Annotated in this window: 14 protein-coding genes; 4 read left to right on the top strand and 10 right to left on the bottom strand. The window is 42.0% G+C overall.

From position 1 onward, the window contains the following. Positions 1-3: 3 nt before the first annotated feature. The 4 genes from OQY15_RS20340 to OQY15_RS20325 all read right to left on the bottom strand — a co-directional run bounded on the left by OQY15_RS20340 (position 4) and on the right by OQY15_RS20325 (position 3,858). Entirely contained in the window at positions 4-567 is a 564-nt protein-coding gene (locus OQY15_RS20340; protein WP_265793818.1) for a YceI family protein, read from the bottom strand. Positions 568-634: 67 nt separating this feature from the next. Next, positions 635-1,456, bottom strand: coding sequence for an SDR family NAD(P)-dependent oxidoreductase (locus tag OQY15_RS20335; RefSeq protein WP_265793816.1), 822 nt, complete (start codon positions 1,454-1,456; stop codon positions 635-637). Positions 1,457-1,495: 39 nt separating this feature from the next. Beyond that, the gene (locus OQY15_RS20330) at positions 1,496-2,533 is read right to left on the bottom strand and encodes a sialidase family protein (RefSeq protein ID WP_265793814.1); all 1,038 of its coding nucleotides are present in this window, start codon (positions 2,531-2,533) and stop codon (positions 1,496-1,498) included. A gap of 41 nt (positions 2,534-2,574) precedes the next feature. After that, positions 2,575-3,858: an Hsp70 family protein gene (locus tag OQY15_RS20325; protein WP_265793813.1), complete on the bottom strand. Its 1,284-nt coding sequence runs from the start codon at positions 3,856-3,858 to the stop codon at positions 2,575-2,577. Between the two features lie 125 nt (positions 3,859-3,983). On the opposite strand from OQY15_RS20325, the gene OQY15_RS20320 reads away from it, so the two are divergent. Then, positions 3,984-4,262: a hypothetical protein gene (locus OQY15_RS20320; protein WP_265793811.1), complete on the top strand. Its 279-nt coding sequence runs from the start codon at positions 3,984-3,986 to the stop codon at positions 4,260-4,262. A gap of 4 nt (positions 4,263-4,266) precedes the next feature. Here the strand turns inward: OQY15_RS20320 and dnaA are convergent, their stop codons facing one another. Further along, positions 4,267-5,706: a chromosomal replication initiator protein DnaA gene (dnaA, locus tag OQY15_RS20315; RefSeq protein WP_265793810.1), complete on the bottom strand. Its 1,440-nt coding sequence runs from the start codon at positions 5,704-5,706 to the stop codon at positions 4,267-4,269. Between the two features lie 397 nt (positions 5,707-6,103). Between dnaA and OQY15_RS20310 the strand changes: the two genes are divergently transcribed. The 3 genes from OQY15_RS20310 to purL all read left to right on the top strand — a co-directional run bounded on the left by OQY15_RS20310 (position 6,104) and on the right by purL (position 10,280). Beyond that, a complete protein-coding gene (locus tag OQY15_RS20310) occupies positions 6,104-6,286 on the top strand; it encodes a hypothetical protein (RefSeq protein WP_265793809.1) in 183 nt (60 codons plus the stop codon). Between the two features lie 85 nt (positions 6,287-6,371). After that, on the top strand, positions 6,372-6,590 hold the full coding sequence (locus tag OQY15_RS20305) for a hypothetical protein (RefSeq protein ID WP_265793807.1): 219 nt from the start codon (positions 6,372-6,374) through the stop codon (positions 6,588-6,590). Between the two features lie 33 nt (positions 6,591-6,623). Continuing rightward, entirely contained in the window at positions 6,624-10,280 is a 3,657-nt protein-coding gene (gene purL, locus OQY15_RS20300; RefSeq protein ID WP_265793806.1) for a phosphoribosylformylglycinamidine synthase, read from the top strand. Here purL and OQY15_RS20295 read toward each other — a convergent pair. From OQY15_RS20295 to OQY15_RS20275, 5 genes are all read right to left on the bottom strand, one after another. Next, on the bottom strand, positions 10,277-10,987 hold the full coding sequence (locus OQY15_RS20295; RefSeq protein WP_265793804.1) for a DUF2490 domain-containing protein: 711 nt from the start codon (positions 10,985-10,987) through the stop codon (positions 10,277-10,279). The two genes, purL and OQY15_RS20295, sit on opposite strands and share 4 nt — an antisense overlap. 86 nt (positions 10,988-11,073) lie before the next feature. Further along, entirely contained in the window at positions 11,074-11,559 is a 486-nt protein-coding gene (locus tag OQY15_RS20290) for a hypothetical protein (protein ID WP_265793802.1), read from the bottom strand. A gap of 121 nt (positions 11,560-11,680) precedes the next feature. Further along, positions 11,681-12,277, bottom strand: coding sequence for a Crp/Fnr family transcriptional regulator (locus OQY15_RS20285; protein ID WP_265793801.1), 597 nt, complete (start codon positions 12,275-12,277; stop codon positions 11,681-11,683). Positions 12,278-12,585: 308 nt separating this feature from the next. Continuing rightward, complete coding sequence (locus OQY15_RS20280) at positions 12,586-13,494, bottom strand: Hint domain-containing protein (protein ID WP_265793799.1); 909 nt, start codon at positions 13,492-13,494, stop codon at positions 12,586-12,588. Between the two features lie 106 nt (positions 13,495-13,600). Further along, the gene (locus tag OQY15_RS20275; RefSeq protein ID WP_265793797.1) at positions 13,601-14,773 is read right to left on the bottom strand and encodes a histidinol-phosphate transaminase; all 1,173 of its coding nucleotides are present in this window, start codon (positions 14,771-14,773) and stop codon (positions 13,601-13,603) included.

Raw genomic sequence — 14,773 nt, 5'->3', positions numbered from 1 at the left:
GGGTCAAATATACAGGATAAACTGCAGACTGCAATGAATGCGTACTTCATCACCTATTATTGCCTTTCCAGCAGCGGTCTTCTCTCCCCATGTCATGCCAAACTCCGTTCTGGAGATTTTCCCACTGAGGGTAAATCCGGCAACAGTACGGTTGTGCTGATCGCTTATCTTACCCTGATGTTCTACTCTAAAACTAACCGGTTTTGTAATACCTCTGACTGTCAGATCGCCCTCCAGGTCATAACTTTTTTGATAAGGACCAATAGGAAAGGGATTTTTTATGATATTGATTTGTTCCATAGACCTTGCCTTGAAACTGATCTGAGGAAAGTTTGCGGCATCAAAAAAATCTGCAGAAAGCAGGTGTTGATCACGCTGGGGCTGATTGGTATGTATAGAATTGATTTCAGCACTGAAATCTACCAATGGATCTGCTGTAATATCATCGCCCTTTGTATGTACTTCTGCCTGATATGCTGTGAAGTATCCTGTAATCGTTGTGAGCATTAAATCTTTTGTACTGAACATCACTGAACTGTGATCAGTATCGAGTTTCCACGTAGCCATAAATCTTTGTCTTTGAATCAAAGGTGAGGTTTATGAACAGGAGGTACAACGCCCAAATATGGGGATATTACTGAATTTTCCCCTTCTTATTTACTTTTGAAAGTGATCGCTGGTAGGTTTTTGCCAGGATGCTGATGATCATTTTTTTTGGCAGAAGCTTCATGAATACATTGCCTACTCTGTTTATGGCGCCGGGTACGTAGTTGAATTTCCTGGTTTTTAGTGCATATATCCCCTCTTTTGCTGCCTGGCGTACCGGCATAAGCCAACTTTGTAAATCGTTGAACTGCTCAGTTGCCGTCATTTCGGTCACAATTCCTCCCGGAGCGAAGATGGTAAGAGATAGCACCCGGCTCTGGATCTCATGTGCAAGGGCATTGGCAAAGCCGATTAAGAATGATTTTGTACCCGAATATGCCGCCTGATAAGGCACGGGAAATATACCGGCCATACTGGAAACTATCATGATGCCCCCCTCCGATCTTGTCTGCTCAAAGTGTTTAACCAGTTCTCCGGTAAGACGAACCACACTGATCACATTGGTTTGAACAAGCAGTTCAAAAGCATGTTGGGATAGCTCAGCATGAGGACCGAAATGTGTAATTCCGGCATTCAGTACTGCAGCATAAAGCTCCTGACCATTTAAACACCCGGAGATAAGACGTTCCACATCTTCAGGAACCGAAAGGTCTGCCACAATTACTTTAACCTGAACATTGGCATCGTGTTCCAGATCAGCTTTGAGCTGATGCAGTTTATCAGCACGCCTGGCAGCGATAATCAGGTTAGCATGATGCTGATGGGCAAGCTGCTGAGCCATTTCATATCCCAGACCAGAAGATGCTCCGGTTACTAAAACCCACTTGTTATTAAAATCGAGTGCTCTCACAACTATAATTCTTTAAAATTTAGGGATTCAAAGATATCATTACCCTTTTTTGAGCACGATATGTTTGACATTCTTCCTGTCGTACGTATAAGTAATATGCACCAGTCCGTCCCTGGTCTGGATGATGGCCGGATAACTAAATTCTTCTTTAGTACCATTTTCAAGGACAACCACATCTTTCCATGTTTTACCATCTTTAGAACTGGCAACCCTCAGCTTGCCTCTACCGTTAAACCAATCTTTGCCAGGTACATCAGGATTGTAAACAATCAGCTGTGTACCATCTTTGAGTGTCACTGCATCAGTTCCTGAATTAGGGTTTAAGAGCGATGTTTTGCTAAGCTTGCCCCAGGTGTTGCCACCATCGGCGGACCAGGCCTGCACCACGCTGCCCTGTTTGCTCCTGCACAGGATCTGCAACTTATTTTTTCCGTAAAAGAGTACGCTGGGCTGTATCACATCAAATTTTGAATCTGGATCTACCGGAATAAGCTTCCAGGTCTTTCCATCGTCGGCCGACTTCTCCATATGGGCTGTCCAGCGGTTTTCGTTTACTTCAACACTGGATGGAGATAAGATAGTGCCATCGGCCAGTTGCACAGGTTTATTCTTTATCGGCCCCAGTATTCCCTCAGGAAGGCGACTGGCGGGCGACCAGCTTTGTCCGTCGTTATCAGACGTTTTAAGCATGCCCCACCATTCTCTTGGATTAGGACCAACCTTGTAAAAAAGGAAGAGCTTTCCGGTATTGCTTTTGAAGAGGACAGGGTTCCAGGCAGGGAACCTTAAAGTATCACTAACAATTCCATTGGCCACATCCTGAGGACTGCTGATACCCTGATCATCAATTGATGACAGCCAGATATCTACATCTTTCTTTCCTTCGGCCGATCCGCCAAAACAAGACAGCAAAACCTTTCCCGGAGCGATCTCCACCATCGTAGAAGCATGGCATTGCTTAAATGGTGGGTTATTGAAAACCAGCTCTTCCTTTAATTTAATCCAGGGAGACTGGGCGTAAGAAACAGAAAGCAGGCTGAGCGCGTAAATAACGGCAACTGGAAAAAACTTCTTCATATAAAAATCTTATCAGGATCAGCGATAAAAATACAACATAATTACTCATTTGCGAACAAATAGCCACTTAAGGCAAGCCCCCTGGCAACGCTTGTGAAGTTATCCCCGGAATTTACAGGAACATGGGGAAACCTGGTACGGAAAAGATTTTGTACCGAAGCAACCAACGAGGTTCCGCCGGTGAGAAACAGACTGTCAATATCTTCTGCTTTGATATGATTCTTCACCATAAATTCATCCAAATAAATACTAATCTTCCTGATATCCTTTTCAATGATCGCTTCATATTGTGCAATAGAAATCTCTTCATCAATCTCTATTTCCATATTGGAATAGGAAAACTGTGATTTTTCCTGTTCGGAAAGTTCAATTTTAGTCTTTTCGATAGACTGGAAAACAGAATAACCCAGGTTATGATCAATAAGTGTGAGCAAGTTTTTGAATTTCTTATCTTTTTTGGAATAATGATAATAGTCTTCCATATCTCTTTTAATCCGGAGGCTATTAAAAAAGTTCATCTGGTCCCATGTACAGATATTGGCAAACAGAGAAATTGGGACGGTCAGCACCTTGCCTGGTGTGGCTTCATAAAGGGTATTTTTGCCGAAATGCGGTGTTCCCCTATCCCACATAAATGCCGAATCAAAGCTATCACCGCCGATGTAGATACCACCGCTGGCAATCATATCACCTTTTCTGTCTTTGTTCCCCGCCTTTTCGGGATCCAATGTCAGATAGGTAAAGTCTGTGGTACCTCCACCAAGATCGGCTACCAGCACCTTTTCCTTTTTACTGATCGTTCTTTCATAGGCAAAAGCGGCACCGATGGGTTCAAATTGGAAACGTACTTCCGAGAAACCTGCATTTTCAGCAGCCTTGCTCAGCCGTGTTTGCGCAAGGGTATCTTTCGCCGTGCTATCATCGTCAAAAAATACTGGCCTGCCAATGATAGCTTTTTTGCAATCATATCCAATAATCTCATCTGCTTTTGCCTTTAGGTCTTTGAGAATGAGCGTAACGAGATCAGAAGCCGTATATCTTTTATTATGGATACTTGTTTCGATAAAACTGCTTCTGGAGAGGATCTGTTTGATAGATTTGATAAAACGACCTCTCATTCCCTCTTTAAGATAAGAGGTTACTGCGTGTTCACCGATCACATAACCAAGGGAGTCCGCGCCTCCTTGTTCGTACTGAAAGTAAATAAGGGAAGGAACCGTAATGGTGCTGATGATTTCTTTTTTTTCGTCGTCGTAAATTGACAGTGCAGAGTTAGTAGTGCCAAAATCAATTCCGTAAAGAAACTTATTCTCATGTTCTTTCATGGTCTCTTTTTAAAATAATAAGTTAAAACAGACATCGTTCAATTTGTTCAACTTTTTGAGTCATCAAACATTTGTCCATAAAAAGATATTGGTACAGACATTATTCATTATTAAAATCTACCGCCATGAATACGATTGATTTAAATGCCCTGGCCAACAAAATTGCGCTCATCTGTCCTGTGCTGATCGAGTCTGTCTCAGAACAAACGATAACCCTGAAAGGCAGGATTATGCCCTACAGACTGTATATGAAATTCAAAGATAATGTTCCCATTTTACAGATCGATCTTTATAACCATGATCTTAAAACAGAAATTGAAAATGAAGTCAATCATATACTTAGTGTCTTCTACCTGTATATGATTGAAAATGTTCATGTAAATTATCTGAACCTGACCTATTAAATGATTAGTTCATTTGTAGTTTCTTCTGGATATCATTTACGTACCCTTTGAATTTTTTATCAGTACCCATCAGGTCATCTACTGTCTGGCAGGCATAAATCACTGTAGAGTGATCACGTCCACCGTGATATGCCCCAATGCTTTTCAGCGATGACTTGGTCATACTTTTGGAGAGGTACATCGAGATTTGTCTCGCCTGTACCACTTCACGTTTACGCGTTGGTGAGTTCACCAGATTTACCGGCACTTCAAAGTACTCGCACACAAGCTTCTGGATGAAATCCATGGAAACTTCTTTGGAGGTATTTTTAATGAAGTTTTTTAACATCGACTTTGCCAGGGGCAGATCAATATCTTTTTTATTTAGTGTCGACTGGGCAAGCAGGGATACCATTGCCCCTTCCAGCTCACGTACATTATTGTCAATATTATGTGCTACGTACTCCACTACATCTGATGCCAGATCAATACCATCAGCAAACATTTTCTTTTTCAGGATTGCAATACGGGTTTCCAGATCAGGGATCTGAAGATCCGCAGACAAGCCCCATTTAAAACGGCTTAGTAATCTTTCTTCTAAACCTGAAAGGTCTTTTGGTGCCTTATCTGAAGTGATGATGATCTGTTTGCCCGACTGGTGCAGATGGTTGAATATATGGAAAAAGATATCCTGCGTTTTTTCTTTTCCAGCGAAATTGTGGACATCATCCATGATAATTACATCCATTGCCTGATAGAAGTTTACAAAATCATTGATGGTATTGTTTTTCAATGACTCTACAAACTGCTGGCAGAATTTCTCGCATGATACAAAAATCACAAGCTTTTCAGGATGAGTACGCTTAATTTCGTTGCCAATAGCTTGTGCCAAATGGGTTTTACCCAATCCTACAGCTCCATAGATCATCAGCGGATTGAATGATGTTGCTCCCGGTTTGGCTGCCACAGCAAATCCTGCAGAACGTGCCAGACGGTTGCAATCTCCCTCTACATAGTTTTCCAGAGTGTAATTGAAATTCAGCTGAGGGTCAACGTTCATTCTTTTTGCACCGGGAATGACAAAAGGATTTCTGATGTCTTTGCCCGCCGCTGCAGCAGTTGGTACCGCCGGAGATTGAGGATTTGGTGATGCAGTGTTACCTGCCGATGGCATCTTGGCAGTATAGGGAGAACCACTGTTGGATGATTTGTTATCAACTACAATGTTATATTCCAAACGTCCGTCTTCTCCTAACTGCTGTTTTACAGTTTTGCGCAAAAGACCAACATAGTGTTCTTCCAGCCACTCATAAAAAAATAAGCTTGGCACTTGTACAGTCAAAACATTTCCTTCCAGCTTCAAAGCAGAGATCGGTTCAAACCAGGTTCTGTAACTCTGATTCGGAATGTTCGCTTTGATAGTTTGGAGTGAGTTATTCCACACTGTAGTACAAGTATTCTGCATAATTATATTGTTGATTATCGTCTAAAAAATTCTTCCTTCCCTTTTGGGGATTGCGAAGATCTAGAAAATAGTAAACAAAAAAAGAGAAACTTATACTTAGACATAACTCACTAAAAATAAATGATATATAAATTTTTTGAGGAATTTAATGTGGATAAGTCGGGGTTATCAACACATGTTGTTAACTATTGCCCCCAGTCATTGTCAATAACGTTAATGACTGTAATGTCTTTCAAAACAACTTGCTGAACACTATGGCATTTGACTAAATTTTGTAATGAAATAAAGTAGATAGTTAGCCATAATTTTTTGGGGAAAACGCAAAATCGACCTTTTAGTTTTGCCCAGGTTGTTCACAATTTCTTACCTTTATAACTATGCTTTAAGCATCCATATTATGATCAGATTAAATAGCGAAACTCCAGGCAGTATACTAGATGATGTTAAAGAAGGCAGCATGGTTACTGATACATTTAGTAAGACAGGTTTGGTGGAAAGCATCGAAACTACTGACGACGGATTCCATAAGATATATACATTTCATTTAGTTACAGGCAGGACGATCACTGTCAAAAAGTAGTCTTGCGGCACCTCCATACGTTATCCCCTGCCATTTTTTTGAAACAGAACAGTCACTGGGCTGTTTATTTTAAAAAACGAAGATTATGGAAGAGAAAAATTCAGATAAACTGCACAATCAGGAAGACGTAAATCCGACATCACAACTGGATAAACTGGTACAGGATGGTAGTTCAGAAGATCTGCCTGATACTACTGGTACCGGCTCAAATCGCCCGGTGCCCACTTCAGGTACGTTAATTATTGAGAAAGATACTGATGAAGAGCAGGACAGCAACGATATAGAAGAGTTGGGGCATTCGTAATTTTAACTTACCTTTGCGGCATAAAATAAAATCATGATTTATTTCTTCTCCAACGAGAGCAATACTGTTTTTGCTGTACAAATAGAACGAACCCTCACCTCGTCTGATATTTCAAAATTAAGCTGGCTTTTCGGCGGTGCCCAGTTGAACAAAGAATCTGTTCTGACAGACTTTTTCACCGGCCCCCGTGCTGCAATGATTACTCCCTGGAGTACCAATGCAGTGGAGATCACTCAAAATATGGACATCCATGGCATCGTAAGGATTGAGGAGTTTACAAAAGTAGATGCAGATGATAACGATTTCGATCCGATGCTCTCGCAGAAATACACGGAGCTGAACCAGGACTTATACACGATCAGCATTCAGCCTGAGCATATTCTTGAGATTGCTGACATCGCCGCCTACAACCAGGAGGAAGGGCTTTCACTTAGTGATGTGGAAATCGATTATTTAAATGACCTTGCAGTAAAACTGGACAGAAAACTGACAGATTCTGAAGTCTTCGGCTTTTCGCAGGTCAATTCTGAGCATTGCCGCCACAAAATTTTCAATGGTACTTTCGTAATTGATGGTGAAGAACAGCCGGTATCACTGTTTAAGATGATCCGTAAAACTTCTGAAGCTAATCCTAACGGGATTGTTTCTGCCTATAAAGATAATGTAGCCTTTGTAAAAGGTCCAACGGTACAGCAGTTTGCACCGAAACGTGCTGATGTACCAGAATATTACGAGATTAAAGACTTTGAATCTGTTATTTCACTGAAAGCAGAAACACATAATTTCCCTACCACAGTAGAACCTTTCAACGGTGCTGCTACAGGATCAGGCGGGGAAATTCGCGACAGGCTTGCGGGTGGTCAGGGTTCCCTGCCATTAGCGGGGACAGCAGTATACATGACTTCATTCTCAAGGCTGGAAGAAAACCGTCCATGGGAACAAGCGATGACCGAAAGGAAATGGTTATACCAGACGCCTATGGATATCCTCATCAAAGCTTCGAATGGGGCTTCTGATTTTGGTAATAAATTTGGGCAGCCGCTGATTACAGGTTCATTGCTTACTTTCGAGCATGAAGAAGATGCCAGGAAACTGGGTTTCGACAAGGTCATCATGCAGGCCGGCGGTATAGGATATGGCAAGGCTGACCAGGCAAAAAAAGCGACACCTGCTGTGGATGACAAAATTGTTGTTCTTGGCGGAGAAAATTATAGAATCGGAATGGGCGGTGCCGCAGTTTCTTCTGCAGATACCGGGGCAATGGGTTCGGGGATCGAACTGAATGCCATTCAGCGTTCAAATCCCGAAATGCAAAAACGTGTTGCCAACGCTGTCCGCGGAATGGTGGAAAGTGATAACAACACGATCGTTTCCATCCATGATCACGGTGCAGGTGGTCACTTGAATTGTCTTTCTGAATTGGTTGAAGAAACCGGTGGCAAGATAGATCTTGATAAACTGCCTGTAGGTGACCCTACCCTTTCTGCCAAAGAGATTATCGGAAACGAATCTCAGGAGCGCATGGGTCTGGTGATTGGCAAAGAACACCTTGATACCTTACAGAAAATTGCAGACCGTGAGCGTGCCCCAATGTATACGGTTGGTGAAGTGACCGGTGATCACCGATTTACTTTTGAATCTGCCACGACCGGAGCCAAACCGATGGACCTTAAAATGGACGATATGTTTGGCAGTTCACCTAAGGTGATCATGCAGGATAAAACCATAGAAAGAAAATATGCGCCAGTGACTTATGAACTGGCAAAGATTGATGCTTACCTGGAACAGCTGCTGCAGCTGGAAGCTGTAGGAAGCAAAGACTGGTTAACGAATAAGGTTGACCGCTGTGTGGGTGGACGCGTGGCCAAACAGCAATGTGCTGGTCCGCTGCAACTACCCTTAAATAACTGTGGTGTAATGGCACTTGACTTCCAGGGAAAAGATGGTATTGCTACTTCCATTGGCCATGCTCCGCTGTCGGCATTGATTGATCCTGCAGCAGGAAGCCGTAATGCTATTGCTGAATCTTTATCTAACCTGGTTTGGGCGCCTTTGAAAGATAGTTTGGAGAGTGTATCTCTTTCTGCCAACTGGATGTGGGCCTGCAAAAATGAAGGTGAAGATGCCCGTTTATATGCGGCAGTAAAGGCCTGTTCAGAATTTGCTATCAGCCTGGGAATCAATATACCGACAGGTAAAGATTCACTGTCCATGAAACAGAAATATAAAAACGAAGAGGTAATCTCTCCGGGAACTGTTATTATTTCTGCCGCTGGTCATTGCGACGATATCACAGGTGTAATTGAGCCTGTCCTGAAAAAATCAGGCGGAGCTATCTATTATATCAACTTATCAGGCGACACTTATAAATTAGGCGGATCTTCATTTGCACAGATCCTGAATAAGATTGGTGAAGAAACCCCTGATGTTGTTAATGCTGCACAGTTCAAAACCACATTTAATACAATACAGGAACTGATTAAAGCCGGTAAAATACAAGCCGGTCATGATATTGGCAGTGGAGGTTTAATTACGACCCTGCTGGAACTTTGTTTTGCCGACCGCAACCTGGGAGCTTCAATTGACCTCAGTGCATTGGGTGATCAGGATACGATCGCAAAACTATTTGCCGAGAATATCGGAATTGTGTTCCAGGCCGATGCATCTGCTGAAGAAATTTTTGCAGCTAATCAGGTACCGTTCCACAAGATAGGGACGGTTACTGATACAGCTACTCTGGAACTGAAAGACAATGCAGGCAGCCTGAGCTTTGATATCGATCATCTGCGTGATGTATGGGCCAGGACGTCATACCTGCTGGATCAGAAACAAAGCGGAGCTGTAAAAGCGAAGGAACGTTATGATAACTATAAAAATCACATACTGGAATATACTTTCCCTCTATCTTTTGACGGAAAAAAACCAGTAATTGATCCTTCAAAACCAAGACCAAAAGCCGCGGTAATCCGCGAGAAGGGAAGTAACTCTGAAAGGGAACTTGCCAATGCGATGTATCTTGCGGGTTTTGATGTGAAAGATGTACACATGACAGATCTGATCTCAGGCAGGGAAACGCTGGAAGATATCCAGTTCATCGGTGCTGTTGGAGGATTCTCCAATTCCGATGTTTTAGGATCTGCCAAAGGTTGGGCCGGAGCCTTCCTTTACAATGAAAAGGCCAAATTGACCCTGGAGAACTTCTTTAAACGTGAAGACACCTTATCTATCGGTATCTGTAACGGTTGCCAGTTATTTGTAGAGCTAGGACTTATCAATAAGGACCATGAAGAAAAACCGAAGATGCTGCACAATGACAGCCATAAACATGAGAGTGGGTTCACTTCTGTAACTATCCAGGAAAATAATTCTGTGATGCTCTCAGAGCTTGCAGGTACTACACTGGGGGTTTGGATTTCACATGGCGAAGGAAAATTCAGTTTACCTTATGCAGAAGATCAATATCAGATTGTCGGTAAATATGGATATGAAAGTTACCCTGCAAATCCAAATGGATCAGATTACAATACTGCGATGATGTGCGATACTACCGGAAGACACCTGGTGATTATGCCACACATTGAACGATCAATCTTCCAGTGGAACTGGGCAAATTATCCTGAAGATCGCAATGACGAAGTTACACCATGGATTGCGGCATTCGTAAATGCCCGCAAATGGCTTGAAGCTTAGAATTTAGTATATAAAGCGAGCTGAACAACATTATTACTGGTATTGTTGTTCAGCCCTTTTATTGACTGGTTAAGATAGCCAGCCTCAATATCAAAGTTTTTGTTCAAACGATAACCGGCAGCAGCATATGCCCTGTTCTGATCAAATAAACTGCCGTTCAGCTCATTCTTATGCTGAACATTGAAGAAAAGTTCATTCTGTAAAGCTACAAAAAGTCCTTCCTCAAAGTTTTTAGCACCTTTCTTCAGGGGGATAATAAACCTTGCGAAATAACGGAAGCGCTGTGCAAAAAGCTGATCGCTACCTGCCCGCTCTATAAATCTCTGTTCAAGGCGGAAACGGTGCTGAGCAATAATAGTAGTTGCGGCTTTGTGTTTATAAACATATTGCTCCCAGATTCTATGTTCCGTCAGTACATTATCTGCAGCTCCATCCATATGGGTAAATGTTTGATTTAACAAATAACCCAGAGTCAATTCATTTTTTCCATTAGCATAATACGTGATCCCGGGCCTGAATAGAAAATTTCTGACATTGGCCCAGTCATCGGCAGACCTTACCTGTACATCCAGATAAGCACCCCATTTATCTGTGATTTTAGTATTATTAAGTAAGAACAGCCAGCCACTATTCTGATGTTGGGTTTGGGCATAAACAGGCGCCCCGAATAATATGATCAGAGCAAGAAAAGTGAGTGAATTACGCATCAAGTAATAATAATATATTTTGGGCAGAAGCCCAAATTAAATCTCTGAAAGCCCATTCAGACTGTTAAAACTACTTTATTGACCATTTAAAAGGTTTTAGCAATTTGTATAATAGCTACATCTGCAGGTTCAAAATACAGAGGAAGCAGATCATCAAGTATAGCGTTAGTAGCGGGAGTCTCCAGATCAGCCTTAAACACAACGGTGTTGCCAGCTGATATGGCAGTAATCGCGGGATTGAGTAACAGGATCAATGAGCTATCAGAGGTGTCTCTCAGGGACAAATCATAAAGCTCACAGGGACAATCAGCTTTCACTTCTGACGGCGCTACCCATTCCCTGAGCTGTGAGCGGGTGAACTCAATGATCGCAAGCGGAGCACTGATTTCACAGACAGCTTCTGAGGCAGGCACCTGAGAATCTTTTCTTATGGCATCACACAAAGCATTCTTGTTCTCCAGAAGCATTCGTTCAAGATGATCTAATTGTTTGATACGCCAATGGTAAGATTTCCTGATACTGCTTGTAAGGTTTACTTTTGGTTTTCCAAAAAAATCAAGGAATGGAAGCATAGCTATGTTTTGTTTTTTATGAATCTGGGTGCCACAGTGTATTTCAAATTTCCGAAATTGCTTCCGGAATAAGATGAACATTTGGTAATAAATATTGTCTATAACATACTTTTTAATATTTCTACGAGATATAGTTTCTCCTGATTCTACTCATCGATTGCGGAGTTATCCCTAGATAAGAAGCAATATACTGGTTAGAAAACATCTCCAACAAATGAGGTTCTTCTTGCAGCATCTTCTGATAACGTTCCGTAGCAGACATAGTGAGTAACGTAAACGCGCGGTCATACGCTACAATAAAAGATTGATCACTAACTTTTCTCATCGCACGTTCACATAGCAGGGAGTGTTCCAGTGTATAGTCGAGATCTGACTTACGGATTTGAATCGCCCTGATGTCAGAAAGTGTTTCATTTGTCAGAGAGGCCGGCTGACCATTCAGAAAACTCTTGTAATCGACGATCAGCAGGTTTTTAATATTACTGACCGGACGGTTGAAGTGGAAGGTCCAGGTAATTGTTTTTCCAGAAAAATTAGTATAAAAAGACCTCGCTTCGCCTTCAATCAGAAAATATGCATTACGGCTGACAGTTCCTGCCGCTGAAATGATATGGCCTTTTGGAAAAAACACTTCTCTGGTCCTTTCCTCAATCATTGAAATACTTTCGGCATCAAGATGGGCTATCGATCTTAAATAGTCTGTAAAGGGATTTTGCATAGGTTGAGTCACACTATTATTGTGTGACAATAACGTTAACATTGATCATAATGGTATAATATATTAACATTAAACATACAAATCGTGTTTATCATCGTTTCCGGGGGAGGACAACACCTGTTTTGAGGGTCAGTAAACTGACCCTCAATACTAGCGATCTCAATCAAAGAATGATTTACAAATTGATGCCACGTTTTTAACAGGGCCAGACATCATAAAAAATATTGAGTATACTGGTAATGCTGATTATTTTTATCAACAATTAAGTTAGGTATAATTATAATTGGATGAAAGGGGCATACGCGCCATTATTTCTGCATCACCATCACCCCATTCATGATAAATGTAGTTCCTCCGTCAGCTACTATATTGTATACTTTTTGCCTTCCTCCAGCACGTTCGTCCTTTTGCCATATCTGATAGGCATCATACCTGCCGGTAAGATCATTCAGACACAATACTTCCTGTCCAACCGCAAGTTCCGCCATCTTCCGGTTACCTTCCTGAGTCATCATTGGATGATTGGGCGTTGCCTGGATAACTTTTGTACTTAAATGGATAGCTGTTCCGGCAGGGCTTTGATGGTGCGTCGTAGCAATCAGTACAAGACTTGTCAATGCATAGTTTTTTGCCTCATGTGTACTAAGCCCCTTCACTTTTACTACAGATGCAGCCTTCGTCAAGGGGTCAACGGTAATCACTTCATCCCCTGCCTTAACATCTTTCAGCATCTTTTTGAATCCTCCGGCCATTGCCACTTCTTCATCCCCCGGAAAACAGATATCACTTCCATAGGTAGCCTCTTCTTCTGATGGAGCTTTACCATTGTTCAACACTTTGTATTGCTGGAAACTCAGCTCTCTGGATAAAATATAGGAGAGCTTTAGCACGAAGTTTTTTTCTTCCTTATTGATGTTATCAATATCCTGAAAGTATTTTTCCCAGACTTTTCCATCGGCGGTATAGTCAGGAACTAAAGCCTTAAAGATCTTCCCCTTTTCATTAGTATAGAAAACCATCATTCCGATTTCCTGCATCCCCTCCTTAGCAACTAATCTATAAAGATCAATCCGTTTTTTCAGTCCGTCGTCACCAGTAATAAAAAATGGTTTCCTTGCCTCGTAACGATCCAGAATGTAGGCATTATTAAACTTCACATACGTATCCTTATCAAGATCGGCAATTGTATAGTTTTTAGCTATATCATATTCTGCCATTGTCAGAGGACGGGGATTTGTCTTTTTTTCCTGTGCCCGGGCGGTACAGAATACTGTACTAACTAATAAAGTAAAAATGATTTTTTTATACATATGATTTGATGAATTATGATATCTGTTTAAACGCATCGGCAAAGAGCTGCATTTCTTCCATTGTGCCAATACTGACACGACACCAGTCTTTGTCGTTGAACTTCCAGAAGCGGACACCCACACCTCTGTTAGACATTTCTGAAGCAAAACGGGAACCCTCCATTCTGATCTGGAACATAACGAAATTAGCTGAAGAAGGGATGTAATCATATCCTTCCTTCTTGAGTACCGTATAAAGAAATTCTTTGGAAGCCAGGGTCTTCTTCAATGCATCCTGTAAAAAGGCTTTTTCCTGATAGCCCGCTATGGCGGCAGCGACTGTAGGTGCAGATATACTCATATTTCCTACGGAATATTTCATGAGGTCTTTAACCGCTTCAGGCTGTGCAATCACATATCCGCAGCGCAAGCCGGCAAAGCCATAAAGTTTGGAGAATGTTCTGGCAACAATAATATTGTGACCTGCCTTCACCAGGCTGATCATACTTGCCGCCTGTGGATCAGGCAGGTAATCGATATAGGCTTCATCTACAAATACGGGAACTTTCTTGCTGACGCGCTCGCAAAAAGCTTTTAGTTTTTCCGTGTCCAGAACTGTACCTGTAGGATTATTTGGATTGCAGATATATACAAGTCCCGTCTTAGCGGTAATTTTTGCTTCCATAGCATCCAGATCCAGTTTATAATCTGCCGTTAGAGGTACTTTTACCCATGTTGCACCCAGTGCTGCTGCATCCGAAGGCAGGCTGTTGTAGGATGGATCTGCAGTGATAATTTCTGCTCCTCCTTTTCCATAGAACATTGCTGAGGCAAGCAGTATAGGAGATGAGCCTGCATCCATTAGCAGATTTGATTCCTGGACACCTTCGTAAGCAGCAATCTTACCTGTCAGTTCTTTCATGTGCATGAATGGGTATTGATAGCTGGAATCCAGAGATTGCTGGATAGCTTTTTTTACTGTTGCTGAAGGTCCAAATGGATTTTCATTTGCCAACAATCGGGCCTTCATCACCGGGGGCGAATTCAGTACGGCAGCTTTATCTGCAAACCGGTCATTCAGAACCGATTGCTGTATCTTTTTGGGCATCGCTGCGAGCTTGGTAATTGCTCCTGAGAAAAAGGCCGTGCCTCCGGCCAGTATAGCTGTGGATTTAATCCAGCTGCGTCGGTTGATTGAGTTTGCCAT

It is taken from the genome of Pedobacter sp. MC2016-15, assembly GCF_026239695.1.
Lineage (GTDB): Bacteria > Bacteroidota > Bacteroidia > Sphingobacteriales > Sphingobacteriaceae > Pedobacter.
The sequence above is the reverse complement of the archived record's forward strand: the minus strand, read 5'-3'. Positions and strand labels throughout refer to the sequence as shown.